A 26,384-nucleotide genomic window follows, 5' to 3' on the forward strand; every position below is an offset into this window, starting at 1 on the left:
TTCTTTAAGGTAAGGAGGTGATCCAACCGCAGGTTCCCCTACGGTTACCTTGTTACGACTTCACCCCAGTCATGAATCACAAAGTGGTAAGCGCCCTCCCGAAGGTTAAGCTACCTACTTCTTTTGCAACCCACTCCCATGGTGTGACGGGCGGTGTGTACAAGGCCCGGGAACGTATTCACCGTGGCATTCTGATCCACGATTACTAGCGATTCCGACTTCATGGAGTCGAGTTGCAGACTCCAATCCGGACTACGACATACTTTATGAGGTCCGCTTGCTCTCGCGAGGTCGCTTCTCTTTGTATATGCCATTGTAGCACGTGTGTAGCCCTACTCGTAAGGGCCATGATGACTTGACGTCATCCCCACCTTCCTCCAGTTTATCACTGGCAGTCTCCTTTGAGTTCCCGGCCGAACCGCTGGCAACAAAGGATAAGGGTTGCGCTCGTTGCGGGACTTAACCCAACATTTCACAACACGAGCTGACGACAGCCATGCAGCACCTGTCTCAGAGTTCCCGAAGGCACCAAAGCATCTCTGCTAAGTTCTCTGGATGTCAAGAGTAGGTAAGGTTCTTCGCGTTGCATCGAATTAAACCACATGCTCCACCGCTTGTGCGGGCCCCCGTCAATTCATTTGAGTTTTAACCTTGCGGCCGTACTCCCCAGGCGGTCGACTTAACGCGTTAGCTCCGGAAGCCACGCCTCAAGGGCACAACCTCCAAGTCGACATCGTTTACGGCGTGGACTACCAGGGTATCTAATCCTGTTTGCTCCCCACGCTTTCGCACCTGAGCGTCAGTCTTTGTCCAGGGGGCCGCCTTCGCCACCGGTATTCCTCCAGATCTCTACGCATTTCACCGCTACACCTGGAATTCTACCCCCCTCTACAAGACTCTAGCCTGCCAGTTTCGGATGCAGTTCCCAGGTTGAGCCCGGGGATTTCACATCCGACTTGACAGACCGCCTGCGTGCGCTTTACGCCCAGTAATTCCGATTAACGCTTGCACCCTCCGTATTACCGCGGCTGCTGGCACGGAGTTAGCCGGTGCTTCTTCTGCGAGTAACGTCAATTGCTGCGGTTATTAACCACAACACCTTCCTCCTCGCTGAAAGTACTTTACAACCCGAAGGCCTTCTTCATACACGCGGCATGGCTGCATCAGGCTTGCGCCCATTGTGCAATATTCCCCACTGCTGCCTCCCGTAGGAGTCTGGACCGTGTCTCAGTTCCAGTGTGGCTGGTCATCCTCTCAGACCAGCTAGGGATCGTCGCCTAGGTGAGCCGTTACCCCACCTACTAGCTAATCCCATCTGGGCACATCCGATGGCAAGAGGCCCGAAGGTCCCCCTCTTTGGTCTTGCGACGTTATGCGGTATTAGCTACCGTTTCCAGTAGTTATCCCCCTCCATCGGGCAGTTTCCCAGACATTACTCACCCGTCCGCCACTCGTCACCCAAGGAGCAAGCTCCTCTGTGCTACCGTTCGACTTGCATGTGTTAGGCCTGCCGCCAGCGTTCAATCTGAGCCATGATCAAACTCTTCAATTTAAGTTTGATGCTCGTGAATTAAACTTCGTAATGAATTACGTATGTTCACTCAGAGACTTGGTATTCATTTTTCGTCTTGCGACGTTAAGAATCCGTATCTTCGAGTGCCCACACAGATTGTCTGATAAATTGTTAAAGAGCAGTTGCGACGCGCTTTAGCGCTCTGTCGCGAGGTGGCGTATATTACGCTTTCCTCTTTCAGAGTCAACCCTCATTTTCAGGTTTTTCTCTTCAACCGAACCGGCTGTTTGTGTGAAGTGATTCACATCCGCCGTGTCGATGGAGGCGCATTATAGGGAGTCGACTCAGGAAGACAAGCGGAAAAATGCAATTTTGTTTCAACCGCTCACCTTTTATCCACAACGCTTACTTTTGCTGCTTTTTTATCGCCATTGGCAGGTCTGCCAGACTATTTATGACCAAATCTGCCGCATTTTCTGCTTCTGGCGTGACGGGTTTGCCCGTGCGCACCAATACCTTCGTGCCAACATTCGCTGCTGCCGCCGCCTGCATATCTTCAATTTTGTCGCCTACCATATAAGAAGCGGCCATATCGATGTGCAAGAAGTCCCGGGCGGAGATAAACATGCCTGGATGCGGTTTACGACAGTCGCAGACCTGACGATACTCTTCTACAGTACCCTGCGGGTGATGCGGGCAGTAGTAGATGCCATCCAGCTCAACGTCGCGATCGGCCAGCGACCAGTCCATCCATTCGGTCAACGTTTCAAACTGTGCCTCAGTAAATTTACCACGCGCGATACCAGACTGGTTCGTCACGATAATGAGCGCGTAACCCATCTTTTTAAGTTCACGCATGGCATCAATAACGCCGTCGATAAACTCAAACTCGTCGATCTCATGTACATAACCGTGGTCCACATTAATGGTACCGTCACGGTCGAGGAAAATTGCGGGTACAGACTTTGCCACCTTTTATAGCTCCTGAATAAGGCATGTGGCTCTAGTATCGCATGTTTCAGCGGGCAAGAAAGTGCTCATCGTGCAAAGCCCGATTGATTTAGACGTCTGGATGCCTTAACATCCATCTTGTTGACGGCTTCGACCGTACCTGACAGACGAAAATGCCACGGCTAACTTAATTACGATAATAAATAACCAATGATTAAACTTTCGAATATCACCAAAGTGTTCCAGCAGGGGACTCGCACCATTCAGGCGCTAAATAATGTCAGCCTGCATGTTCCTGCCGGGCAGATTTATGGCGTTATTGGTGCCTCCGGTGCCGGTAAAAGTACGCTCATCCGCTGCGTTAACTTACTTGAACGCCCTACTGAAGGCAGCGTTCAGGTCGGCGGTCAGGAGCTGACGACGCTTTCTGAGTCAGAACTGACTAAAGCTCGCCGTCAAATCGGCATGATTTTTCAGCACTTTAACCTGCTCTCTTCCCGTACGGTGTTCGGCAACGTCGCGCTACCGCTGGAACTGGATAACACGCCAAAAGAAGAGATCAAACGCCGCGTAACAGAACTGTTGGATTTGGTTGGTCTTGGCGACAAGCACGATAGCTACCCAGCCAACCTTTCTGGTGGACAAAAACAGCGTGTGGCGATCGCCCGAGCGCTGGCAAGTAATCCCAAAGTGTTGCTGTGCGATGAAGCCACCAGCGCACTCGATCCGGCAACGACCCGCTCGATTCTGGAATTATTGAAAGACATTAATCGTCGTCTGGGACTCACCATTCTGCTGATTACTCACGAGATGGACGTTGTAAAACGTATTTGCGACTGCGTGGCGGTCATCAGTAATGGTGAACTGATTGAGCAAGACACCGTCAGCGAAGTTTTCTCTCATCCGAAAACGCCGCTGGCACAGAAATTTATCCAGTCCACGCTGCACCTGGATATCCCGGAAGATTATCTGGAACGTTTAAAAACAGAGCCGGAAGCCGACAGCGTACCGATGCTGCGTATGGAATTCACCGGTCATTCGGTCGATGCGCCATTGCTCTCTGAGACGGCCCGTCGCTTCAATGTGAATAACAACATTATTAGCGCGCAGATGGATTACGCCGGCGGCGTGAAGTTCGGCATCATGCTGACTGAAATGCACGGCACACAGGAAGATACACAAGCAGCCATCAGTTGGTTGCAGGAACACCATGTAAAAGTAGAGGTACTGGGTTATGTCTGAGCCGATGATGTGGCTGCTGGTTCGCGGCGTATGGGAAACGCTGGCAATGACCTTTGTGTCCGGTTTTTTTGGCTTTGTGATCGGTCTGCCGGTTGGCGTGCTGCTGTACGTAACGCGTCCGGGGCAAATCATTGAGAACGCGAAGCTCTACCGTACGCTCTCTGCGCTGGTGAACATTTTCCGTTCCATCCCGTTCATCATCTTACTGGTGTGGATGATTCCGTTCACCCGCATGATCGTCGGCACCTCTATCGGACTGCAGGCAGCTATCGTTCCGCTGACCGTCGGTGCCGCGCCGTTTATCGCCCGTATGGTGGAAAACGCGCTGCTCGAAATCCCGACCGGACTGATAGAAGCCTCTCGTGCGATGGGCGCCACGCCGCTGCAAATTGTACGTAAGGTATTACTGCCAGAAGCGCTGCCAGGACTGGTTAATGCGGCCACCATCACCCTTATCACGCTGGTTGGTTACTCCGCGATGGGCGGTGCCGTCGGTGCCGGTGGTCTTGGGCAGATTGGTTATCAGTACGGCTATATTGGTTACAACGCTACCGTAATGAATACAGTACTGGTATTGCTCGTCGTTCTGGTTTATTTAATTCAGTTATCCGGCGATCGCATCGTCCGGGCTGTCACGCACAAATAACGTTGCACACAACACTAAAAACTCATTAAGAAAAGGAAATAAGCATGGCGTTCAAATTCAAAACCTTTGCGGCAGTTGGAGCCCTGATCGGTTCTCTGGCACTTGTGGGTTGCGGTCAGGATGAAAAAGATCCTAATCATATCAAAGTGGGCGTTATTGTTGGCGCAGAGCAGCAGGTTGCAGAAGTCGCGCAGAAAGTGGCGAAAGAAAAATACGGTCTGGACGTTGAGCTGGTCACTTTCAACGATTACGTCCTGCCTAACGAAGCGCTGAGCAAAGGCGATATCGATGCTAACGCCTTCCAGCACAAACCGTACCTGGACCAGCAGATCAAAGATCGCGGTTACAAGCTGGTTGCCGCAGGCAATACTTTTGTTTACCCGATTGCGGGCTATTCCAAAAAAATCAAATCACTGGATGAGCTGCAGGACGGTTCACAGGTCGCGATTCCAAACGACCCGACTAACCTTGGCCGTTCCTTGCTGCTGCTGCAAAAAGTGGGCTTAATCAAACTGAAAGACGGTGTTGGCCTGCTGCCGACCGCGCTGGACGTAATTGAAAACCCGAAAAACCTGAAGCTGGTTGAGCTGGAAGCGCCGCAGCTGCCGCGTTCCCTGGACGATGCACAAATCGCGCTGGCGGTCATCAACACCACCTACGCCAGCCAGATCGGCCTGACTCCGGCAAAAGACGGTATCTTTGTTGAAGATAAAGATTCCCCGTACGTAAACCTGATTGTGACTCGTGAAGACAATAAAGATGCTGAGAACGTGAAGAAATTCGTTGAAGCATACCAGTCTGACGAAGTGTACGAAGCAGCAAACAAAGTCTTCAACGGCGGTGCTGTTAAGGGCTGGTAATTTTAGGCTGTTTACAGAATCTGTAATATCATCAGGACGGGCGCTTGCCCGTCTTGTCATTTATGCAAGCACCTGATTCAATATCTGACGTTTAGATCATTCATTGAGGAAATATTATGCGTGCTTTACCGATCTGTTTAGTAGCACTCTTGCTGAGCGGCTGTTCTATGTTAAGCAGATCCCCTGTTGAACCCGTTCAAAGCACCGCAACCCCGCCGAAAGCGGAGCCGGAAAAACCGAAAGCACCGCGCGCAACGCCGGTAAGAATCATTACTAACGCTGAAGATTTAGTAGGCAAACCGTTCCGCGATCTCGGTGAAGTCAGCGGTGAATCCTGCCAGGCTTCAAACCAGGATTCCCCTCCGAGCATTCCAACCGCGCGCAAACGCATGCAGATTAACGCATCAAAAATGAAAGCTAATGCGGTATTGCTGCACAGTTGCGAAGTGACCAGCGGAACGCCGGGTTGCTATCGTCAGGCGGTTTGCATCGGTTCTGCACTGAACATTTCGGCGAAATGAGCCATTTTCAGTTCGAGCAAATAGGCGTTATCCGCTCACCTTATAAAGAAAAGTTCGCCGTTCCACGCCAGCCAGGTCTGGTGAAAAGCGCCAGCGGTGAACTGCATTTGCTCGCACCTTATAACCAGGCCGATGCCGTTCGCGGCCTGGAAGCCTTCAGTCATTTGTGGGTAATTTTTGTTTTTCACCAGACAATGGAAGGTGGATGGCGTCCAACCGTGCGCCCTCCCCGTCTTGGCGGCAACGCCAGAATGGGTGTCTTCGCCACGCGTTCAACGTTTCGACCTAACCCTGTTGGCATGTCGTTGGTTGAGCTGCGGGGCATCCGCTGCCATAAAGAGCACGTAATCCTCGAACTCGGCGGACTGGACCTTGTTGACGGAACGCCAGTAGTAGATATTAAGCCGTATCTGCCGTTTGCCGAATCGCTGCCTGACGCTCGCGCCAGCTATGCCCAGGATGCGCCGCAGGCCAGCGTAGAGGTGACGTTCAGTGAAGATCTCGCAGAGCAGCTACCGAAGCTCGAACAACGTTACCCGCATCTTCGTCAGTTTATTGCCGAAGTGCTGGCGCAGGATCCGCGTCCTGCCTACCGTAAAAATGAGGAAGAAGGCAAAACCTACGCCGTCTGGCTGCTGGACTTTAACGTCCGCTGGCGCGTCACGCCGTCAGGATTTGAGGTCTTTGCTCTGGAAGCCCGCTAAATTGCGTCGCGTACTCTTTTGACATCCCTTTCTCGCTGGTAAACTAAACCACTTTTGTTTTGTGCCAGGCTCGTTTTGAGCCTGTTCGATCGTTCAACTGGAACCGTAACAACATGCGTACTAGCCAATATCTGCTCTCCACTCTGAAGGAGACACCTGCCGACGCCGAAGTCATCAGCCACCAGCTGATGCTGCGCGCCGGGATGATCCGCAAGCTGGCCTCCGGGTTATATACCTGGCTGCCGACCGGCGTGCGCGTCCTGAAAAAAGTCGAAAACATCGTGCGTGAAGAGATGAACAACGCCGGTGCGATCGAGGTGTTGATGCCGGTCGTTCAGCCTTCTGAACTGTGGGAAGAGAGCGGCCGTTGGGAACAATACGGCCCTGAACTACTGCGTATTGCTGACCGTGGCGATCGTTCGTTCGTACTCGGCCCAACGCATGAAGAAGTGATCACCGACCTGATCCGTAACGAGCTGAGCTCTTACAAACAGCTGCCGCTGAACTTCTATCAGATCCAGACCAAATTCCGTGACGAAGTCCGTCCGCGCTTCGGCGTAATGCGTTCCCGCGAATTCCTGATGAAAGATGCCTACTCTTTCCACACCTCTCAGGAATCCCTGCAGGAAACCTACGACGCGATGTACGCTGCGTACAGCAAAATCTTCAGCCGTATGGGGCTGGATTTCCGTGCAGTACAAGCGGATACCGGTTCTATCGGCGGTAGCGCCTCTCACGAATTCCAGGTGCTGGCGCAGAGCGGCGAAGACGATGTGATCTTCTCCGACTCCTCTGACTATGCGGCGAACATCGAATTTGCCGAAGCCGTTGCGCCGAAAGAGCCGCGCGCGGCAGCAACCCAGGAAATGACGCTGGTAGATACGCCGAACGCTAAAACCATCGCCGAACTGGTTGAGCAGTTCAACCTGCCTATCGAGAAAACCGTGAAAACCCTGCTGGTGAAAGCGGTTGAAGGCAGCAGCTACCCGCTGGTTGCACTGCTGGTTCGCGGCGATCACGAGCTGAACGAAGTCAAAGCGGAAAAACTGCCACAGGTTGCCAGCCCGCTGACCTTTGCCACCGAAGAAGAAATTCGTGCGCTGGTGAAAGCAGGTCCTGGCTCGCTTGGTCCGGTGAATATGCCAATTCCGGTGGTTATCGACCGTACCGTTGCAGTAATGAGCGATTTCGCTGCTGGTGCCAACATCGACGGTAAACACTATTTCGGTATCAACTGGGATCGCGACGTGGCCACCCCGGAAGTTGCTGACATCCGTAACGTGGTCGCCGGCGACCCTAGCCCGGACGGCAAAGGTACGCTGATGATCAAACGCGGTATCGAAGTGGGTCACATCTTCCAGTTGGGTACCAAGTACTCTGAAGCGATGAAAGCGTCCGTTCAAGGCGAAGATGGTCGTAACCAGATCCTGACTATGGGCTGTTACGGTATCGGGGTCACTCGCGTGGTTGCCGCCGCCATTGAACAGAACTACGACGATCGTGGCATCGTATGGCCAGATGCCATTGCCCCGTTCCAGGTTGCCATTCTGCCAATGAACATGCACAAATCCTACCGTGTGCAGGAGCTGGCTGAGAAGCTGTACGCTGAGCTGCGCGCGCAGGGCATTGAAGTACTGATGGACGACCGTAAAGAACGTCCGGGCGTGATGTTTGCCGATATGGAACTGATCGGTATTCCGCACACCATCGTGCTGGGCGACCGTAACCTCGATAACGACGATATCGAATACAAATACCGTCGTAACGGCGAGAAAGAGCTAATTAAAACCGGCGACATCGTCGACTTCCTGGTCAAAGCCATTAAAGGCTAATACCAACAAAAAGGCCCTGATTATCAGGGCCTTTTTTCTATCGATTAATTACATGCTTTACCGGGGATAAATTTCGCATCTTTATCCGCCATCAACGTTTTCACTTTCTCACCCGTATCCGGGTTTGACTCCAGCGTGAAATGCGCCTCAAGCGTAAGCAGTACGGACTGTCCGTTTTCGGCACGCGCGGCTAAATAGTCACGTTCAAGCTGAGCGTTATTCGCCACCGGCATCCGTTTACCCGTTGCGCAGTCGGTAAAGATTGCCGCGTCTGCCATATAGAAATACATGCCTCGCATCGGCATTGGCGTCACCGGTAAGCTGGCGGAAACCGGCTGGAGCGTGTAGTTAAACTGTGACTCAATCGGGTTACCTTCACGATCGAGCATTTCCAGCGCCTCGCCTTTAGCCCGGTAGTACGACTTTTCACCTTTGCTGTCGGTCAGCACCAGTTTGTCGGCTGTACGCGCCCATGTACCATAAGAGGCAAACGAAGACGGTTCATCCCGCACGCCCTGATAGCGTTCGTTCATCACCCATGTACCGTCTTTTTCCAGAAACAGCGAGGTTTCAATCCCTTCGCAGTCCGCGCAAGGTAAGATGCCACGCCAGCTTTGCTGCATCGGTTTTAATTCTGCCGCCCGCGTCGGCTGTAGTACTTCAACTTCAGTACGGTTATTACAGCCGATCAAGGAAAAAAGCGTGCATGCAGCGACCACGGACAATATTGCTGTTTTCACTATCAATTCCTTATTAATTTTTATTCCCGCTCGTCAGTCTTGCGTTCGACGAACTCTCCCGCGCAGTGCTTTCACTGTGGATTTTTGCGCCTTCGATGACAACCTGCGCTCTTTCGAGGCGCGCGTAGGGCGAGTTGCCTGTCGGCTTTTTTGCACTGCGGTTAATTCTTTTATCACCGCCACCAGCCGGGAGATTGCCGCTTCCCGATTGAGTTCCTGGCTACGGTATTCCTGCGCCTTAATGATGATCACGCCATCACCGCTGATCAGATGATGGCTGGCAGCCAGCAGACGTTCCTTGTAATACTCTGGCAGGCCAGAGGCCCGAATGTCAAAGCGCAAATGGATAGCCGTCGAGGTCTTGTTAACGTGCTGACCACCCGCGCCCTGCGCCCGAATCGCCGTGATTTCCAGCTCATTATCAGGGATAGAGACGTTTCGGGAGATAACAATCATCAACGCGGCTGCCACGCAGTCAGATGAATTTCCAGATTGTTCTGAGAGTCGGACAGCCAGATAGCACCGTCCTGGATAGTTGCCTGCAACACCATTGTACGACCTGCAAAATCACTCAGTTGTGCCAGTTGTTCATCATCCAGATACCACACGGTCAGATTTTTAAACTGCGCGCACTTGTTCTGATTTTGCTGCCACCAAATCTGAGCCGCACGGCTGTTGTAAGCAAACAGGGCAACCTCACCAGACTGGGTACAGGCTTTTTTAATACGGCGCTCATCCGGGAGGCCCAGCTCAATCCAGAGATCGATACCCAGATGGTCGTTACGCAGCCATGCTTCAGGCTCGTCTTCCGCGCTCAGGCCACGCGTGAACTGCAACCGTTCATCGGCATATTTAATCCAGGCCAGCAGGCGCAGCATCATGCGCTCCTGGGTTTCAGAGGGGTGACGCGCCAGCGTCAAGGCCGCGTCAAGGAACTGGTTGCGGTCAAGATCCGCTACGTTGACGACGGCTTTATAAATTGTCGCTTTAAGCGCCATGAGAGAACTCCTTTCGAATCAGGCGCACATTGTAGCGAAAACTGCGGCAAAAGGCTGCTAACTGCTCCTCTATCAAGGCGCTGATATTGCTTGAATGAGTATGGTATAGTCACCTTGCTAAACAGAGTTTATCTTCGTAGGCTTAGACTTGCATCCACGGTTAAGTCAGAGTGCTGACAGGAGGGCATGTGGAAAAATATTGTGAGTTAATACGCAAGCGGTACGCGGAAATCGCCAGCGGAGACTTAGGGTATATCCCGGATGCGCTGGGTTGCGTATTGAAGGTGCTTAATGAAGTGGCGGCAGACAGCGCCCTTCCAGAGTCGGTCAGGGAAAAAGCGGCGTATGCTGCCGCGAACTTACTGGTGAGCGATTATGTCAATGAATGAAACGTATCAACCCATCAACTGCGATGATTACGACAATCTTGAACTCGCCTGCCAGCACCATTTGTTACTGACGCTGGCGCTAAAAGATGGCGAAGTTTTGCAGGCGAAAGCGAACGACCTGGTTTCGCGTAAAAACGTGGAATATCTGGTCGCAGATGTCGCGGGTGAAACCCGGGAGCTTCGTCTCGACAAAATTGCCAGCTTCAGCCACCCGCAAATCGGCACCGTGGTGGTCAGCGAATCTTAATCTTTCTTGCACCTTATCCGGCCTACTTTCCATGTGATGCGTAGGCCTGATAAGCGCAGCGCCATCAGGCACGCCATACCAGACTCACACCAGCCCCATCTTCCGCTATACCCTCACGCGTGACGAAAACACCCGCAGCCGCAATCAATGTTTCGCCGTAAAACAGCAGCGGTGTGGTATCTCGTCGCCAGGGCGGGATCCCCTGCTCCTGCCAGATTTTCTTTAGTTTCCGTCCACCGTTACGCCCGACAATATGCAATACTCCAGGCGCTTTAAAACGGATGCTGACGGCTTCATCCGCTTGCGGCATACGCAATTCACCCGCAGAGATTAACTGAACTGAACCCAATCCGGCAGGCAGCGCCAAAGGTGTTTTCCACTCTAACCACGGGATAACGGTTTCACTTTGCCCGTCAACCGACTTCACCCACCACAGCTGTGACTGATAACGACGGACCTCGCACTCCCCGAGGCGAAAACAGGGTGAGGCATCTTCCCGCGCCAGCGCCACTTCCTGCCAGATACGCTCCAGCCCATTACGGGAAGGCATCGGCGCATTTACCCCCGCCAGCCAGCGACGAAGCAGCGCGGCACGACGCACACCACTCATCATCATTAATGGCGCCACTAATAGTGTGCCGTGGGCTGTGATGCAATCGGCTAAATCGCTGGCCAGCAGTTCATCCAGTAAACTCTCCTGCTCAGCGCACAGCGCGGCGCTGCGGGCTACGGCTTGCGCGAAGTGCGGCCAGCGCTGTTGGAGCAACGGGTTAACACGCAATCTGAGGAAATTGCGATCGTAGGTATCATCCTGATTGCTTTCATCTTCAATCCAGCATAATTCATGTTGCCGCGCCCATGATTCAAGCGCCTCTCGCGTTTGCGCCAGCAGCGGTCGAATCAGCCGGGTTCCGGCGAACGGTGAGTTTTCGCCCATGGCAGAAAGTCCGGCAGGACCGCTGCCGCGCTTAAGCGCCAGCAGAAAGGTTTCGCACTGGTCATCGAGATGCTGGGCGGTCATCAGGACCTCGCCCGGTAGTAAGGTCTGCGCAAACGCCTGATAGCGCGCGCGTCGTGCCTGAGCTTCGATGCCCAGACCATCATCCTCAAGATGGACTCGTTCAACCACCAGCGGCACCTGCCACTGCGCACATACCGACTCACAGTGCTGCACCCAACTGTCTGCGTGTGGGCTTAATCCGTGATGAATGTGGATTGCGCGTAAAGCGACATCAGGATGCAGCGCTCGCCACAGTACCAACTGATGCAGCAATACGGTGGAATCCAGCCCGCCGCTAAAGGCGACCAGAATCGATTGAGAATTCAGCAGTGAAGTGTTCAGCGTGAGTGTTGTCATGATGGTTACTTACAATGGCATTGCCCGGCACGTTACCGGGCTAACGCCACAATGACAAGCCTTACAGCTCGTACAGTTCGAGGGGCAATCCGTCCGGATCGTTGAAAAACGTAAAGCGTTTACCGGTAAATGGATCGATACGTATGGATTCACACTTCACGTGGTGTGCTTCCAGATGCGCGATCGACTTTTCCACATCCTCCACGCTGAACGCCAGATGGCGCAAACCACAGGCTTCTGGTCGGCTCGGGCGGCAAGGTGGAAACGGGAAAGAAAAAAGCTCAATCACATACTGGCCGTTCAATGCCAAATCACCTTTCCACGAGTCACGCTCTTCCCGATAGGCTTCGCTCATCAGTGTAAAGCCAAGCACATCGCAGTAAAATGCCTTACTCGCCGTGTAGTCCGTTGCAATAATGGCAATATGGTGAACCTGTTTTAATCCCAGCATAGCGTCATCGCCTCTTTCATTTTTTCTGTCAGAACGTTACTCGTACGTCTTAGGGTCAGGCAAGTCGTTATGCCATTTTTAAGACTCTCACGCGATACACGCCATCCTCGCCCAGTTTAGCGCCATGGATATCGGTTTCAAATCCTGGGTAGCGCTGCCCCACTGAACACAGCATCAGAAGAAAATCGAGGACAGCCCGGCTTTTGGCAGTGATCATTTCCCCGGGCATCAAGAGCGGCACGCCGGGAGGATAAGGCAAGATCATATTGGCGGACACGCGTCCTACCAGTTGATCAAGCGCTACTGTTTCCACCTCACCTTTGATCTGCCGTTGCCAGGCCTGGTGCGGTGTCATTTTCATTTCCGGCAAGGTATCAAACGCTCGCAGCATCAGTCCGGAGAGATCGTGCTGGCGGATCAGCTTATGGATCCCCTGCGCCAGATCCTGAATACGCATATTACGATAGAAATCAGGATCTTCGGCATACAGATCCGGCAGCATATTTTTCACCCGTAAATTCAGATCGTACGAGCGTTTAAATTCCGTCAGGCCACGCAGCAGCCCCATCGCCCGGGTTTTATCAATGCCAATGCTGAACAGGAACAACAGGTTATACGGTCCCGTTTTCTCGACTACGACGCCGCGTTCATCAAGGAATTTCGCCACCAGCGCCGCAGGGATCCCCTCTTCGCTCATATTTCCCTGTTCATCCATCCCCGGCGTCAGAATAGTGACCTTAACCGGGTCGAGGAACATGTGATCGGCATCAGCATCAACAAATCCGTGCCAGTCTTCACCTGGCGCTACCGGCCAACATTCTGCTTCATCGACTTTTTCCGGTTGCCAGATATCAAAGAACCAGCCATCCGACTCTTCACGCAGACGCTGCACTTCTTTCCGGAAATGCAGCGCCCGCTCCACCGAACGATTGATTAACCGCTTGCCGGAATTGCCACGCAGCATTGCCGCCGCCGTTTCTATCGACGCCACAATCGGATAGCTCGGAGACGTGGAGGTGTGCATCATAAAGGCTTCGTTGAACGTGTCTTCGTCATAGTCGCCCTTAATGTGGATCAGCGAAGCCTGTGACAACGCAGCCAGCATCTTGTGGGTGGACTGGGTTTCAAAAATCACCTTTCCCGGTACCCGTTCACCGCTCATCCCGCTTTTCCCCTGATAGATCGGATGAAAATGGGTATACGGCACCCAGGCTGAATCAAAATGGATGGAGGGCACATCCAGGGTTTGCTTGATCCAGTTGGTGTTATACAGCAGTCCGTCATAGGTGGAGTTAGTGATCACCGCGTGTACCGGCCATTGCGCCTGAGTCGTCTCTTCTACCTTGTGTTCAATACTTGCGCGGGTAAATTCCCGACGGGGTATACCACCGAGGATCCCCAGCGCGTTACGCGTAGGCTTCAGCCAGATTGGCACCACATCGCTCATCATCAGCAAATGCGCCAGTGACTTATGGCAGTTGCGGTCAATCAGTAGCGTACTGCCTGCAGGCGCAGCATACATACCGACAATCTTGTTCGACGTCGAGGTGCCGTTGGTCACCATATAGCTCTGCTCTGAACCAAAAGTACGCGCGATATACTCCTCCGCTTCCAGATGCGGACCGGTATGATCAAGCAATGAGCCAAGCTCGGTCACGGAAATGGACACGTCAGCCTTCAGCGTATTGCCGCCAAAGAAATCATAGAAAAGGCAGCCGACCGGACTTTTCTGGTACGCCGTTCCCGCCATATGTCCTGGCGTACAGAAGGTATACTTCCCTTCCTTCACATAGGTAAACAGCGCTTTGGTGAAAGGGGGCGTGATGTTATCGAGGTATTCGCTGGTGTACTGGCGAATGCGGGTGGCAATGTCTTCAGACTGACCCAGCGCATACTCAAAAAACCACAGCGCCATACGCAGGTCGTGTGCGCTGACATCCATCGTCGAATGGGTATTAATAAAGGCGTAGAGCGGGAGATACTCGTTGAGCTGGTTGATGTCACTGCACAGCTCCAGACTGTATTCATCCCAGTCAAAAATGACGCCGCAAATTCGCGGGTTGTGTTCGATAAACTTCAGCAGGTCGACGCTATTCTGCGGCCAGATAATCTGAAACCCCTGCTGTTGCAGCGCACGCTCAAGTTCCTTGATGGGCTCATCTTTATAAAAGACGCCATGCGGTCCCATGATGGCAATGATATTCATGCGTTCCTCCTGGAAAAACCTTAGTTAATCATAGCCTGGCCAAACCGCAGGTAAAAAAAAGGGCCACAGCATTGTGGCCCTTTTCAGAATTAATGCAGTTTACGCGTAACCGTAGCTCATCAGACGCTGGTAACGACGGTTTTTCAAATCTTCTTTGCTTAACACGTCGAGATCGGCGAGATCGGCCAGCAATTGTGCCTTCAGGGACGCAGCCATCACTTCCGGGTTGCGGTGCGCGCCGCCCAGCGGTTCCGGGATGATAGAGTCGATAAGCTTCAGCTCTTTCAGACGCGGGGCAACAATTCCCATCGCTTCTGCGGCCAGCGGCGCTTTGTCGGCGCTTTTCCACAGAATGGAGGCACAACCTTCCGGGGAAATAACGGAATAGGTGCTGTATTGCAGCATATTCACTTTATCGCCTACGCCGATCGCCAGCGCGCCGCCGGAACCACCTTCACCGATAACAGTGCAGATTACCGGTACGCTCAGACGCGACATTTCACGCAAGTTGCGCGCGATCGCTTCAGACTGACCACGCTCTTCCGCGCCCACGCCCGGGTAAGCCCCTGGGGTATCGATGAAGGTAATGATCGGCATGTTGAAACGCTCGGCCATTTCCATCAGGCGCAGCGCTTTGCGATAGCCTTCCGGGGCTGGCATGCCGAAATTACGGCGAATTTTTTCTTTGGTCTCACGGCCTTTCTGATGACCAATGATCATCACCGGACGGCCATCCAGACGCGCGATACCGCCGACAATAGCTTTATCGTCCGCATAGGCACGATCGCCCGCCAGCTCATCAAATTCATCAAACGCCAGGCGGACATAATCCAGGGTGTACGGACGCTGTGGATGGCGCGCCAGTTGGGCTACCTGCCATGCGCCAAGATCGGCGAAGATTTTACGCGTCAGTTCTACGCTTTTTTCACGCAGGCGATGCACTTCTTCATCGATGTTAATATCCAGTTTCTCATCCTGACGGCTAACCGCAGTCAAAGAATCGATTTTTGCTTCCAGCTCTGCAATCGGCTGTTCAAAATCAAGGAAATTCAGACTCATAGTATTCCTGTATTAGTCAAACTCCAGTTCCACCTGCTCCGAACCAATAAGGCCGCGGAGATCGTTTAGCAAACGATCGCTCGGAGAGACACGCCACGTCGCGCCAAAACGCAACCGCGCACGTGCATCCGCCCTCTGATAGTAGAGATGTACTGGAATTGTCCCCGAGCGGTGGGGTTCCAGAGACTGACGGAGTCGGTTTAAAAGCTGGTCATCAATTTGCCTGTCCGTCAGCGAGATAGCAAGCCCGCGAGCATATTTTTCCCGGGCTTCGTCAATATCCATGACTTCACGGGCCATCATTTTAAGCCCGCCGCTGAAGTCATCAAAGCTGACCTGTCCGCTGACGATAAGTATGCGGTCTTTTTCCAGCAATTGCTGGTATTTATCCAGAGCATCGGTAAACAACATAACTTCCAGACGTCCGGAACGGTCATCCAGTGTACAGATGCCGATACGATTGCCGCGCTTGGTGACCATTACCCGCGCAGCAATGACGAGCCCCGCAGCCGTGGTGACTTTACCACGTTCTGTCGGATGCATGTCTTTCAGCCTGTAGCCTCCGACATAGCGCTCAATTTCTTTTAAATACTGGTTGATGGGGTGTCCCGTCAGGTAAAGCCCTAACGTTTCACGCTCACCATCTAATACCACCTGCTCCGGCCACGGTTGGCAGCTGGCATAGGATTGTTCAATTTGCTCCGGTTCTTCCGCCAGCACGCCAAACATATCGGCCTGACCAATAGCTTCGGCTTTTGCATGCTGATCGGCGGCTTTGAGCGCGTCGTTGAGCGAATTCATCAACGCCGCGCGATGCGGGCCAAGGCGATCAAACGCCCCGGACATGATTAGCTTTTCCAGCACCCGGCGGTTAAGTTTTTTGATATCCGTGCGTGCACAGAGATCAAATAGCTCGCGGAAGTAACCGCCTTCGTTACGCGCCTCAATAATAGCTTCAATTGGCCCTTCACCCACGCCTTTTATCGCGCCGATGCCATAAACAATCTCGCCATCATCATTCACGTGAAAATGATAAAGCCCGGAGTTGATATCCGGCGGCAGGATTTTGAGCCCCATACGCCAGCATTCATCTACCAGCCCGACCACTTTCTCAGTGTTATCCATATCGGCGGTCATTACCGCCGCCATAAACTCAGCAGGATAATGCGCCTTCAGCCACAGCGTCTGGTAAGAGACCAGTGCATAGGCAGCGGAGTGCGATTTGTTAAATCCATAACCGGCGAATTTCTCCACCAGGTCAAAGATTTTCATTGCCAGTTCGCCATCGACGCCGCGCTTTTTCGCCCCTTCTTCAAAGGTGCCGCGCTGCTTAGCCATCTCTTCCGGCTTTTTCTTACCCATCGCACGACGCAGCATATCCGCGCCGCCAAGGGTGTATCCGGACAGCTCCTGGGCAATCTGCATAACCTGTTCCTGATACAGGATAATGCCGTAGGTCGGCTCCAGTACCGGTTTCAGACACTCATGCTGCCATTGTACGTCCGGGTAGGAAATCTCTTCGCGACCATGCTTACGGTCGATAAAGTTATCTACCATCCCCGACTGTAGCGGACCAGGGCGGAACAGAGCCACCAGAGCGATCATGTCCTCGAAGCAGTCAGGCTGCAGACGTTTGATCAGGTCTTTCATGCCACGGGATTCAAGCTGGAAGACCGCCGTGGTCTCCGAGCGTTGCAGCATATCGAAGCTTTTCTTGTCATCCAGCGGGATAGCCGCAATATCCAGCGGTGGCTCACCGTTCTTTTCACGGCGCGCGTTGATCATTTCCAGCGCCCAGTTGATGATGGTGAGCGTACGCAGGCCGAGGAAGTCGAACTTCACAAGACCGGCATATTCCACGTCGTTCTTATCAAACTGAGTAACCGGGTGCAGCCCCTGTTCATCACAGTACAGCGGCGCAAAATCAGTAATTTTTGTCGGTGCGATAACCACACCACCGGCGTGCTTACCGGCGTTACGCGTGACGCCTTCCAGCTTACGCGCCATATCGATCAGCGCTTTAACCTCTTCATCTGCCTCATAGATTTCCGGCAGTTGGGGTTCGGCTTCAAAGGCTTTGGCCAGCGTCATGCCCGGATCGGGCGGCACCAGTTTCGAAATACGGTCAACGAAACCGTACGGATGCCCCAGCACGCGGCCCACGTCGCGGATAACCGCTTTTGCAGCCATCGTACCAAAGGTAATAATCTGCGAAACCGCATCACGACCGTACATTTCTGCTACGTGCTCGATGACCTGGTCGCGTTTCTCCATACAGAAGTCAACGTCGAAGTCGGGCATTGAGACACGTTCCGGGTTAAGGAAACGTTCGAACAGCAGGTCAAATTCCAGCGGGTCGAGATCGGTAATTTTCAGCGCATAGGCGACAAGTGAGCCTGCGCCGGAACCACGTCCCGGTCCTACCGGTACGCCGTTATCTTTCGACCACTGGATAAATTCCATAACGATCAGGAAGTAGCCCGGGAATCCCATCTGGTTGATAACTTTAAGTTCAACTTCCAGACGTTCATCGTAAGGTGGGCGCTTCTGCGCACGAACTTCAGGGTCAGGGAACAAAAATTCGAGACGTTCTTCCAGCCCTTCGCGTGATTTCGCCACGAGGAAATCCTCGGTGGTCATATCGCCGGTCGGGAACTGCGGCAGGAAGTATTCGCCCAGACGCACCGTCACGTTGCAGCGTTTGGCTATCTCGACGGTGTTTTGCAATGCTTCCGGAATATCGGAGAACAGCTCGCACATCTCATCTTCGCTACGCATGTACTGCTGCGGCGAATAGTTACGCGGGCGTTTCGGGTCATCAAGGGTGAACCCGTCGTGAATCGCTACGCGGATTTCATGCGCATCGAAATCTCCGGTTTCCAGGAAGCGGACATCGTTAGTCGCTACCACCGGTAGACCACGCGTTTCGGCCAGTGCTACGGCTGCGTGCAGATAATTTTCTTCATCTTGCCTGCCGGTGCGAATCAGTTCGAGGAAATAGCAATTGGGAAAATGTTCTTCGTAAAACGCCACGCACTCGTCAACCAGTGCGCTATTACCGCGCAGCAGGCTGCGTCCGACATCGCCCATGCGACCGCCGGAGAGCAAAATCAAACCTTCTTTTAGCTCGACCAACCAATCCCGGTCGATAACCGGTCCTTCTGCGCCATAACCGCGCTGATAGGCTTTCGAAATCAACAACGTCAGGTTCTGATAGCCGGTATTATTTGCGGCCAGCACGGTGAGCTGCGCGAGTTCATCGCCCAACAGCTCACTGCGGACATGAAAATCTGCGCCAACTATCGGCTTAATACCCGCACCGTGACCCGCTCCGTAAAACTTCACCAGACCACACAGGTTGGTAAAATCGGTGATCGCCAGCGCAGGCATGCCTAACGCGGCCGCCTTTTTCACCAGCGGCCCGGTTTTCGCCAGCCCATCGATCATGGAGTAGTCGCTGTGCACCCGTAGGTGGACGAAACGTGGTTCAGACATCTTCAGATTCCTTCGACACAAGAATCAGGACGAGAGTCCCAGTGCGCGTTTGACGGGGCCAAAGCTGCGGCGATGGTGCTCAGTCGCACCATGCAGTGCCAATTTTTCCAGATGAAATGCGGTTGGATAACCTTTGTGCTTTGCAAAACCATACTGTGGAAAAACCGTATCCAGCGCCGCCATTTCAGCGTCACGGGTCACTTTTGCCAGAATCGATGCGGCGCTAATCTCCGCCACGCGGCTATCACCTTTGACCACCGCCATTGATGGCATCGGTAATGCCGGGCAACGATTGCCGTCAATCAACACGTATTCGGGCACAATATGCAGACCCGCAACAGCACGCTGCATGGCCAGCATGGTGGCATGCAAAATGTTCAGCTCGTCGATTTCATGCGGTTCCGCCCGACCAAGGCTCCAGCTTAACGCTTTTTCTTTAATTTCATCAAACAGCGCCAGGCGACGTTTTTCTGACAGTTTTTTTGAGTCGTTAAGACCGATAATAGGGCGAGCCGGATCCAGAATGACGGCAGCAGTGACGACTGCGCCAACCAATGGGCCGCGCCCGACTTCATCCACACCCGCCACTAAATGCGTATGCGGATACACAAATTCAATCATTGCGCTAACTCCAGGACCGCATCCGCCGCCTGCTCATCGGCATTGCAACGGATCTGCTGGTGCAGTTCACGGAATGTGTCGTGCATCGCATGGCTGGTTTTACCATTCGCCAGCAACGGCAACAGCGCTTGCGACAGCGCCTGCGGTTCACACTCTTCCTGCAACAGCTCTTTAACCAGTTCTCTTCCCGCCAGCAGGTTAGGTAGCGAAACGTAATCCGTTTTCACCAGGCGCTTCGCCAGCCAAAAGGTGAAGGGTTTCATACGGTAGCCAACCACCATCGGGCATTTTGCCAGCATACATTCCAGCGCGGCGGTACCTGAAGCCAGCAGTGCGGCATCGCTGGCCACCATTGCTTCACGTCCCATCCCATTAAGCAGATGAACAGAAAGCTCCGGTGCAACTTCAGCTTTGATTCGCTCAAACTGCTCGCGACGTTTGGCATTCACCAACGGCACCACCACTTCGAGATCCGGATAATGCTGGCGTAATAGCTGCGCCGTTTTCAGAAAATCGGCACTGAGCATCTCCACTTCTGCACCACGGCTTCCTGGCAGTAGCGCCAGGCAGTGAGCGTCATGGGGAATGCCCAGAACATCACGAGCCGCATTTTTATCCGGGTCCAACGGCATGGCATCTGCCATGGTATGGCCGATAAAGCGGCACGGGACGTTAAATTTGTCATAAAACGCTTTTTCGAAAGGCAGAAAGGCCAGCACCATATTGGTGGATCTGCCTATTTTGAAAACGCGTTTCTGTCGCCACGCCCAGACGGACGGACTGACATAATGAATGGTTTTAATGCCCTGTTTTTTCAAGTTCCCTTCGAGGGTAATGTTGAAATCAGGTGCATCAATGCCGACGAAAACATCCGGCTTTAAGTCGGTGAATCGGCGAGTGAGGTCGGCACGAATATGCAGTAAACGGCGCAGGCGTCCGAGCACTTCAACAATGCCCATGACCGCCAGCTCTTCCATTTCGTACCAGGCTTCACAGCCTTCGGCCTGCATCAGCGGACCCGCCACGCCAACAAAACGCGCATTGGGAACGCGAGCCTTGAGTGCACGGATTAACCCTGCACCAAGAATATCGCCGGAGGTTTCTCCGGCGACGAGGGCAATCGTTAAAGGACGCTGTTCAGTCATTAACGAATCAGGCCACGCGTTGAGCGTTCAAAGAAGTCGCTGAAAGCCTGAACTTCGGGGTACTGTTTTGCCAGTTCCGCGATTTCTGGTTTCACTTCTTCCAGCGTTTTCCCACTACGGTACAACGCTTTGTAGGCGTTACGAATCGCAGTAATCGCTTCGCGGGTGAATCCACGACGCTTCAGACCTTCGATATTGACGCCAAACGGCGTCGCGTGGTTGCCCTGGGCGATAACGTACGGAGGCACATCCTGGGCTACACCAGAACAGCCGCCAACCATCACATGAGCACCGATGATGCAGAACTGATGCACCGCAGTCATGCCGCCGATGATAACAAAATCATCAAGCGAAACATGTCCGGCAAGCGTGGCGTTATTCGCCAGAATACAGCGGTTGCCTACCGTACAATCATGCGCGACGTGCGCATTAATCATCAGTAAGTTATCGCTGCCCACCTTCGTCACTCCACCGCCCTGCACTGTGCCACGATGAATGGTGACGCTTTCGCGGATGCGGTTGCGATCGCCAATTTCCACACGGGTCGGTTCGCCAGCATATTTAAGATCCTGGTTAACTTCACCGATGGAGGCAAACTGATAGATCTCGTTATCGCGACCAATTTTTGTATGGCCATTCACGACAACATGAGACTTCAGTACGGTACCCTCACCAATTTCAACATGGGGTCCAACAATACAAAATGGGCCAATGTGAGCATTGGCACCAATGCTGGCGCCCTCTTCTACAATGGCGGTCGGGTGAATAAAGGCGGATTTATCAATCACGTATCAGGCCTCCCGGCTACGGGCACACATCATCGTTGCTTCGCACACAACTTTACCGTCGACCAGCGCAACCCCTTTAAAACGGGTCAGGCCACGGCGCGTTTTTTCGAAAGTCACTTCCATGATCATCTGATCGCCAGGCACGACAGGACGCTTAAAGCGTGCTTCGTCAATACCCGCGAAATAATACAGTTCGCCTGGTTCCAGTTTTCCTACGCTTTTAAACGCGAGGATACCGGTCGCCTGTGCCATCGCTTCCAGAATCAATACGCCAGGGAAAATAGGTTTACCCGGGAAGTGGCCCTGAAAGAAAGGCTCGTTAACGGATACATTTTTCACTGCGCGCAGAAAACGACCTTCTTCAAAATCCAGCACGCGGTCAACCAGCAGAAACGGAAAACGGTGCGGCAGAAGTTCTAAAATCTCTTCAATATGCAGAGTATGAGTGTTAGTAGTCAAAATACTCTTCCTGTCAAAATATACTAAAAGGCAATAATAACACGGCCTGTCGCAATCGTATGAATGGGACAGGCCGAAAAGTCAGACATGCAAAAACGGTGCTTTAGTCTTGTTGATTAACCTTGCGCTCAATCGCTTTGAGGCGCTTGCTCATATCATCAATATTCATCACCAGTGCAGCTGTTTTACGCCATACCTTATTGGGTTGTAGCGGAATGCCTGAGGAATAGACGCCAGGTTCGGTGATAGGACGCATCACCATACCCATGCCAGTCACCGTGACTTTGTCGCATATTTCCATATGCCCATTGATCACGCTGGCGCCGCCAATCATGCAGTAACGGCCAATCTTCAGGCTACCCGCCATAATGACGCCACCGGCTACCGCCGTATTGTCGCCAATCACAACGTTATGCGCAATCTGGCACTGGTTATCAATGATAACACCATTACCGATCACAGTATCGTCCAGAGCACCACGGTCAATGGTGGTACAAGCGCCGATCTCGACGCGATCGCCGATAATCACGCGACCAAGCTGCGGGATCTTCACCCAGTTACCGCGATCGTTCGCGTAACCAAATCCATCAGATCCAACGACAGTGCTTGACTGGATCAGACAATTTTCACCGATCTGGATGTCGTGGTAAATCGTCACATTCGCCCACAAGCGTGAACCTGCACCGATTTTGGTATTTTTTCCGACGAAGCAGCCTGCGCCGATAACGACGTTATCACCCAGTTCTACGCCAGACTCAATGACCGCATTTGCGCCCACAGAGACATTACTACCCAGCTTCGCCGTTGCATCGATCACTGCACTCGGTGCAATGTTCTGTGCAGGCTGAGGCGTGGTATCTAAAATTTGCGCCATACGTGCATAGGTCAGGTAGGGATTCTTCACTACCAGCGCCGCACTCTTAGCAAAAGGAAGATCGTCCTGCGTCATTACTACGGCAGAAGCCTGGCATACGCCTAAATGTTCACGGTACTTAGGATTCACCATGAACGTGATATTGCCAGTTTGCGCAGATTGCATGGACGCTACGCCGGTGATGACGATATCGCCATCACCGTGTAATTCTGCATCCAACTGCTCTGCTAAATCAGCCAGTCGAATTGAAGGCATTACTTATTTAACCTGTTTCAGTACGTCAGCGGTGATGTCTTTTACATCGCTGCTGTTGTATGCAACGGTGTTTGCGTCAACGACCAGATCAATGCTCTGGCTGCTGGCGACAGATTTCACAGCTGTCTGGATACGAGTAACCAGTTTGCCACGTTCTTCGTTGGAACGACGTGCACGATCCTGCTCGAAAGCCTGAGCTTTCTGAGAGAAAGTCTGGCGCTGAGCCATAACGTCTTTTTCCAGCTTGGTACGATCGCTACCCGCTTTCATTGATTGCAGACGCTGCATTTTAGATTGCAGATCGGATTCCATACGCTGCAGTTCGCTGGCACGGCCTTTGAACTCGTTTTCCAGCGTAGCAGAAACACCCGTCTTCTGTGCAACCTGTTGGAACAGGCTACCCATATTGACGATTGCAATTTTGTCAGCAGCCTGTGCGGACGTTGCCATCGCTAAACCGAGACCTGCAGCTAATAACCACTTTTTCACAATTAACTCCTTACCATCCCATTTGCACCCGAAGGTGCAGTTCTTTGCGTGGCCAGGCGATCCCATGCAAGATCGCCTAAAGTCATCGCTACACTACCACTACATTCCTTTGCGAAGAACAGTTACCAGGTTTTACCAATGTTAAACTGGAACTGTTCCGCTTTGTCTCCATCGTACTTCTTGAACGGCTGGGCGTAGGAGAAAACCAACGGCCCCAATGGGGACATCCATTGTAACGCGATACCCGCTGACATACGGATATTGCTCGGATCACTATAGTCCGGCACATCCGACGGCGCAGATGACGGATCCCAGTTAGTATCCCAAACGGTACCCATATCCCAGAAGAAGGAAGTACGGACCGAGTTAGCATACTTATCGCTGATAAACGGCGTCGGGGTAATAAATTCCAGGCTGGCGACAGCCATGGCGTTACCACCTACCGCATCATCTGATTTACAGCCTGAATCCTGAGTACATTCTTCGTTATCGCCGTCATTCCAGTCTGTGCTAGCACCCTTTTTATAGACCGCTTTCGGACCAATGGTGTTGGACTGGAAGCCACGCACGGTACTGGAACCACCGGCGTAGAAGTTCTCGTAAAACGGCATCTCTTTGCTGCCAATGCCATCCCCATAACCTACCTTGGTACGACCCAGAACAACCCACTTGTGGTCGTCATCGATCGGCATATAGGTCGCGGTATCCATCGACAGTTTGTAGTATTCGTTGTCAGAACCCGGAATGGTGACTTTACCGTTCAGGTTGACACGCGAACCGTCTGTCGGGAAATAACCACGGTCTAACTTGTTGTATGTCCAACCGTAGTTAAAGGTGAAATCATCAGCGGCAAAACTGCTGGTATCAGCGGATTGTCCCATCGACTCAAGATAACGATCCATTGCGATCTGCGGCTGCATATTGGACAGTTTGTTATGTACATAACCCAGGCCCGCGCGCAACGTGTTGTATTCGTTGACCGGGAAGCCCAGCGTCACGTCTGTACCATAACTTTTGTTGGTATAGTCGGACAGGTCTGCATCATCCGCTTCAAAGTCGTTATAGAAGACGCGGCCACCAAGGCTCACACCATCAACGGTGAAGTACGGGTTAGTGACAGACAACTCAGTATAGGTCTGGTAATCGTTTTTGGTGCCGTTAATCCCGACAGAATAACCGGTACCTAACCAGTTATCCTGCTGAACGCCAGCCTGGAAGCTCACGCCGCTCTCGGTACCGTAACCGACGCCGAAGTTAAAGCTACCGGTGTTACGCTCTTTAACCTTGTAGACTACATCAACCTGATCCGGGCGGCCCGGAACACGCTGAGTATCAGTATCAACGGTTTCAAAGTAACCCAGACGGTTCAGACGCTCTTTACCCTGGTCGACAAGATCGCTGCCCAACCATGCGCCTTCCATCTGACGCATTTCGCGACGCAGAACGGAGTCTTTAGAAGTGTCGTTACCTTCAAAACGGATCTTACGCACATAGAAACGGTTACCCGCATCCACGTTTACACGCAATTTAACGGTTTTGTCAGCGTCGTTGATTTCAGGCTGCGACTGAACGCGCGGATAGGCATAGCCATAGCGACCCAGAAGCTTCTTGATGTCATCTTCCATTTTGGTCACTTTGGTGCCGTTATAGAGTTCACCTGGCTCGATCTTCGTCAGGGTCTCAATTTCGGCGGAGTGCCCGGCCAGGTTACCGCTTACCTGAACCCCAGAAAGCTTGTACTGCTCGCCTTCAGTGATGTTAACGGTGATGTAGATGCCTTTTTTATCCGGCGTCAGGCTGACCTGAGTGGAATCAATATTGAAGCGAGCATAACCGCGATCCAGATAGTAGCTGCGCAGGGTTTCAAGATCGCCCGCCAGCTTCTGTTTCTGGTATTTACGATCGCCTACCACGTTCCACCACGGCACTTCGTCACGCAACTGGAAGTGAGAGATAAGTTCGTCAGTTGAGAAGGCATGGTTGCCGACGATATTGATCTGTTGGATCTTCGCCGAAACACCTTCCTGGAAGACCAGCTTGAGGTCAACACGGTTACGCGGCAACGGCGTCACCACCGCTTTCACACTGGCGCTGTACTTACCGACGCTATAGTAGAAATCTTCCAGGCCCTTTTCGATATCGGCAAGCGTTGTGCGATCCAGAGACTCGCCAACACGCACGCCAGACGCCTCGAGGTTTTGCTTCAGCATGTCATCTTTCACCGATTTGTTACCGGAGAAAGTGATGCTGGCAATCGTCGGACGTTCTTTTACCTGAACCAGAAGGGTATCACCATCGCGCAGGACGCGGACATCCTCAAAGTTACCGGTGGCGAACAGAGCACGAATGGTATTACTGATGTCTTCATCATTAACCGTGTCGCCTGTGCGCACCGGCATACTGAGGAGAGCCGCACCAACGGCGACTCGCTGTAGGCCTTCGAAATGAATGTCCTTCACTACGAACCCTTCAGCACCGTATACGGTGGCGCTGCTAAACAGCAGCGACGCTATGAGCAACTTTTTCATCGCCATCGTTATTA

Annotated in this window: 24 protein-coding genes and 1 rRNA gene; 8 read left to right on the forward strand and 17 right to left on the reverse strand. The window is 52.7% G+C overall.

The window, feature by feature from the left end:
• Positions 1–10: 10 nt before the first annotated feature.
• Both OGY83_RS15020 and gmhB read right to left on the reverse strand, forming a co-directional pair.
• Positions 11–1,552 (reverse strand): 16S ribosomal RNA (locus tag OGY83_RS15020).
• Positions 1,553–1,918: 366 nt separating this feature from the next.
• The gene (gene gmhB, locus OGY83_RS15025) at positions 1,919–2,485 is read right to left on the reverse strand and encodes a D-glycero-beta-D-manno-heptose 1,7-bisphosphate 7-phosphatase (RefSeq protein ID WP_003829138.1); all 567 of its coding nucleotides are present in this window, start codon (positions 2,483–2,485) and stop codon (positions 1,919–1,921) included.
• 189 nt (positions 2,486–2,674) lie between these two features.
• On the opposite strand from gmhB, the gene metN reads away from it, so the two are divergent.
• The 6 genes from metN to proS all read left to right on the forward strand — a co-directional run bounded on the left by metN (position 2,675) and on the right by proS (position 8,269).
• Complete coding sequence (metN, locus tag OGY83_RS15030; protein WP_079937022.1) at positions 2,675–3,706, forward strand: methionine ABC transporter ATP-binding protein MetN; 1,032 nt, start codon at positions 2,675–2,677, stop codon at positions 3,704–3,706.
• A complete protein-coding gene (locus tag OGY83_RS15035; RefSeq protein WP_003018471.1) occupies positions 3,699–4,352 on the forward strand; it encodes a methionine ABC transporter permease MetI in 654 nt (217 codons plus the stop codon). Before metN ends, OGY83_RS15035 begins: the two co-directional genes overlap by 8 nt.
• A 44-nt stretch (positions 4,353–4,396) precedes the next feature.
• Positions 4,397–5,212, forward strand: coding sequence for a methionine ABC transporter substrate-binding lipoprotein MetQ (gene metQ, locus OGY83_RS15040; RefSeq protein ID WP_079937023.1), 816 nt, complete (start codon positions 4,397–4,399; stop codon positions 5,210–5,212).
• Between the two features lie 116 nt (positions 5,213–5,328).
• On the forward strand, positions 5,329–5,733 hold the full coding sequence (gene rcsF, locus OGY83_RS15045; RefSeq protein WP_003018477.1) for an envelope stress sensor lipoprotein RcsF: 405 nt from the start codon (positions 5,329–5,331) through the stop codon (positions 5,731–5,733).
• Positions 5,730–6,437: a tRNA (N6-threonylcarbamoyladenosine(37)-N6)-methyltransferase TrmO gene (tsaA, locus tag OGY83_RS15050; protein WP_079937024.1), complete on the forward strand. Its 708-nt coding sequence runs from the start codon at positions 5,730–5,732 to the stop codon at positions 6,435–6,437. Before rcsF ends, tsaA begins: the two co-directional genes overlap by 4 nt.
• 113 nt (positions 6,438–6,550) lie before the next feature.
• Positions 6,551–8,269, forward strand: coding sequence for a proline--tRNA ligase (gene proS / locus OGY83_RS15055; protein WP_286636213.1), 1,719 nt, complete (start codon positions 6,551–6,553; stop codon positions 8,267–8,269).
• Positions 8,270–8,313: 44 nt separating this feature from the next.
• Here proS and nlpE read toward each other — a convergent pair whose 3' ends face one another.
• The 3 genes from nlpE to OGY83_RS15070 are packed head-to-tail and all read right to left on the reverse strand — an operon-like array spanning position 8,314 to position 10,007.
• Complete coding sequence (nlpE, locus tag OGY83_RS15060) at positions 8,314–9,012, reverse strand: envelope stress response activation lipoprotein NlpE (RefSeq protein WP_085951559.1); 699 nt, start codon at positions 9,010–9,012, stop codon at positions 8,314–8,316.
• A 30-nt stretch (positions 9,013–9,042) separates the two neighbouring features.
• The gene (gene arfB, locus OGY83_RS15065) at positions 9,043–9,465 is read right to left on the reverse strand and encodes an alternative ribosome rescue aminoacyl-tRNA hydrolase ArfB (protein ID WP_003018489.1); all 423 of its coding nucleotides are present in this window, start codon (positions 9,463–9,465) and stop codon (positions 9,043–9,045) included.
• Positions 9,465–10,007, reverse strand: a complete 543-nt coding sequence (locus OGY83_RS15070; RefSeq protein ID WP_191213370.1) for a YaeQ family protein — start codon at positions 10,005–10,007, stop codon at positions 9,465–9,467. The genes arfB and OGY83_RS15070 overlap by 1 nt, the downstream gene beginning before the upstream one ends.
• A 188-nt stretch (positions 10,008–10,195) precedes the next feature.
• On the opposite strand from OGY83_RS15070, the gene OGY83_RS15075 reads away from it, so the two are divergent.
• Both OGY83_RS15075 and rof read left to right on the forward strand, forming a co-directional pair.
• On the forward strand, positions 10,196–10,396 hold the full coding sequence (locus OGY83_RS15075; RefSeq protein WP_003018499.1) for a YaeP family protein: 201 nt from the start codon (positions 10,196–10,198) through the stop codon (positions 10,394–10,396).
• Complete coding sequence (rof, locus tag OGY83_RS15080; RefSeq protein ID WP_003018503.1) at positions 10,383–10,643, forward strand: Rho-binding antiterminator; 261 nt, start codon at positions 10,383–10,385, stop codon at positions 10,641–10,643. The genes OGY83_RS15075 and rof overlap by 14 nt, the downstream gene beginning before the upstream one ends.
• 64 nt (positions 10,644–10,707) lie before the next feature.
• Here the strand turns inward: rof and tilS are convergent, their stop codons facing one another.
• From tilS to bamA, 12 genes are all read right to left on the reverse strand, one after another.
• Positions 10,708–12,000, reverse strand: coding sequence for a tRNA lysidine(34) synthetase TilS (gene tilS / locus OGY83_RS15085; RefSeq protein ID WP_286636214.1), 1,293 nt, complete (start codon positions 11,998–12,000; stop codon positions 10,708–10,710).
• Between the two features lie 61 nt (positions 12,001–12,061).
• Positions 12,062–12,451 carry a VOC family protein gene (locus tag OGY83_RS15090; RefSeq protein WP_286636216.1) on the reverse strand — a complete coding sequence of 130 codons (390 nt, stop codon included), beginning with the start codon at positions 12,449–12,451 and terminating at the stop codon, positions 12,062–12,064.
• Positions 12,452–12,518: 67 nt separating this feature from the next.
• On the reverse strand, positions 12,519–14,657 hold the full coding sequence (gene ldcC / locus OGY83_RS15095) for a lysine decarboxylase LdcC (protein WP_286636217.1): 2,139 nt from the start codon (positions 14,655–14,657) through the stop codon (positions 12,519–12,521).
• Positions 14,658–14,756: 99 nt separating this feature from the next.
• Positions 14,757–15,716 (reverse strand): acetyl-CoA carboxylase carboxyl transferase subunit alpha, encoded by a 960-nt coding sequence (gene accA / locus OGY83_RS15100; RefSeq protein WP_079937029.1) that lies wholly within the window; start codon positions 15,714–15,716, stop codon positions 14,757–14,759.
• 12 nt (positions 15,717–15,728) lie between these two features.
• Positions 15,729–19,211, reverse strand: a complete 3,483-nt coding sequence (dnaE, locus tag OGY83_RS15105; RefSeq protein WP_275398600.1) for a DNA polymerase III subunit alpha — start codon at positions 19,209–19,211, stop codon at positions 15,729–15,731.
• 24 nt (positions 19,212–19,235) lie between these two features.
• On the reverse strand, positions 19,236–19,832 hold the full coding sequence (rnhB, locus tag OGY83_RS15110; RefSeq protein ID WP_286636219.1) for a ribonuclease HII: 597 nt from the start codon (positions 19,830–19,832) through the stop codon (positions 19,236–19,238).
• Positions 19,829–20,977 (reverse strand): lipid-A-disaccharide synthase, encoded by a 1,149-nt coding sequence (gene lpxB / locus OGY83_RS15115; protein ID WP_003829168.1) that lies wholly within the window; start codon positions 20,975–20,977, stop codon positions 19,829–19,831. The genes rnhB and lpxB overlap by 4 nt, the downstream gene beginning before the upstream one ends.
• Complete coding sequence (gene lpxA, locus OGY83_RS15120; protein WP_003018525.1) at positions 20,977–21,765, reverse strand: acyl-ACP--UDP-N-acetylglucosamine O-acyltransferase; 789 nt, start codon at positions 21,763–21,765, stop codon at positions 20,977–20,979. Before lpxA ends, lpxB begins: the two co-directional genes overlap by 1 nt.
• 3 nt (positions 21,766–21,768) lie before the next feature.
• Positions 21,769–22,224: a 3-hydroxyacyl-ACP dehydratase FabZ gene (gene fabZ / locus OGY83_RS15125; protein ID WP_003018528.1), complete on the reverse strand. Its 456-nt coding sequence runs from the start codon at positions 22,222–22,224 to the stop codon at positions 21,769–21,771.
• Between the two features lie 103 nt (positions 22,225–22,327).
• Positions 22,328–23,353 carry a UDP-3-O-(3-hydroxymyristoyl)glucosamine N-acyltransferase gene (gene lpxD / locus OGY83_RS15130; RefSeq protein ID WP_016149581.1) on the reverse strand — a complete coding sequence of 342 codons (1,026 nt, stop codon included), beginning with the start codon at positions 23,351–23,353 and terminating at the stop codon, positions 22,328–22,330.
• Positions 23,354–23,356: 3 nt separating this feature from the next.
• The gene (gene skp / locus OGY83_RS15135; RefSeq protein ID WP_003018533.1) at positions 23,357–23,842 is read right to left on the reverse strand and encodes a molecular chaperone Skp; all 486 of its coding nucleotides are present in this window, start codon (positions 23,840–23,842) and stop codon (positions 23,357–23,359) included.
• A 122-nt stretch (positions 23,843–23,964) separates the two neighbouring features.
• Positions 23,965–26,376: an outer membrane protein assembly factor BamA gene (gene bamA / locus OGY83_RS15140; protein ID WP_003829172.1), complete on the reverse strand. Its 2,412-nt coding sequence runs from the start codon at positions 26,374–26,376 to the stop codon at positions 23,965–23,967.
• Between the last annotated feature and the right edge of the window lie 8 nt (positions 26,377–26,384).

Origin of the sequence: Citrobacter sp. Cpo090 (genome assembly GCF_030332665.1) — a bacterium.
GTDB classification, from domain to species: domain Bacteria; phylum Pseudomonadota; class Gammaproteobacteria; order Enterobacterales; family Enterobacteriaceae; genus Citrobacter; species Citrobacter portucalensis.

Bases quoted from the DNA above. Each gene is read 5' to 3' on its own strand.
- metN (WP_079937022.1), top strand. From the start codon at position 2,675: ATGATTAAACTTTCGAATATCACCAAAGTGTTCCAGCAGGGGACTCGC.
- OGY83_RS15035 (WP_003018471.1), top strand. From the start codon at position 3,699: ATGTCTGAGCCGATGATGTGGCTGCTGGTTCGCGGCGTATGGGAAACG.
- metQ (WP_079937023.1), top strand. From the start codon at position 4,397: ATGGCGTTCAAATTCAAAACCTTTGCGGCAGTTGGAGCCCTGATCGGT.
- rcsF (WP_003018477.1), top strand. From the start codon at position 5,329: ATGCGTGCTTTACCGATCTGTTTAGTAGCACTCTTGCTGAGCGGCTGT.
- tsaA (WP_079937024.1), top strand. From the start codon at position 5,730: ATGAGCCATTTTCAGTTCGAGCAAATAGGCGTTATCCGCTCACCTTAT.
- proS (WP_286636213.1), top strand. From the start codon at position 6,551: ATGCGTACTAGCCAATATCTGCTCTCCACTCTGAAGGAGACACCTGCC.
- arfB (WP_003018489.1), bottom strand. From the start codon at position 9,465: ATGATTGTTATCTCCCGAAACGTCTCTATCCCTGATAATGAGCTGGAA.
- OGY83_RS15070 (WP_191213370.1), bottom strand. From the start codon at position 10,007: ATGGCGCTTAAAGCGACAATTTATAAAGCCGTCGTCAACGTAGCGGAT.
- rof (WP_003018503.1), top strand. From the start codon at position 10,383: ATGTCAATGAATGAAACGTATCAACCCATCAACTGCGATGATTACGAC.
- tilS (WP_286636214.1), bottom strand. From the start codon at position 12,000: ATGACAACACTCACGCTGAACACTTCACTGCTGAATTCTCAATCGATT.
- OGY83_RS15090 (WP_286636216.1), bottom strand. From the start codon at position 12,451: ATGCTGGGATTAAAACAGGTTCACCATATTGCCATTATTGCAACGGAC.
- ldcC (WP_286636217.1), bottom strand. From the start codon at position 14,657: ATGAATATCATTGCCATCATGGGACCGCATGGCGTCTTTTATAAAGAT.
- accA (WP_079937029.1), bottom strand. From the start codon at position 15,716: ATGAGTCTGAATTTCCTTGATTTTGAACAGCCGATTGCAGAGCTGGAA.
- dnaE (WP_275398600.1), bottom strand. From the start codon at position 19,211: ATGTCTGAACCACGTTTCGTCCACCTACGGGTGCACAGCGACTACTCC.
- rnhB (WP_286636219.1), bottom strand. From the start codon at position 19,832: ATGATTGAATTTGTGTATCCGCATACGCATTTAGTGGCGGGTGTGGAT.
- lpxB (WP_003829168.1), bottom strand. From the start codon at position 20,977: ATGACTGAACAGCGTCCTTTAACGATTGCCCTCGTCGCCGGAGAAACC.
- lpxD (WP_016149581.1), bottom strand. From the start codon at position 23,353: ATGCCTTCAATTCGACTGGCTGATTTAGCAGAGCAGTTGGATGCAGAA.
- bamA (WP_003829172.1), bottom strand. From the start codon at position 26,376: ATGGCGATGAAAAAGTTGCTCATAGCGTCGCTGCTGTTTAGCAGCGCC.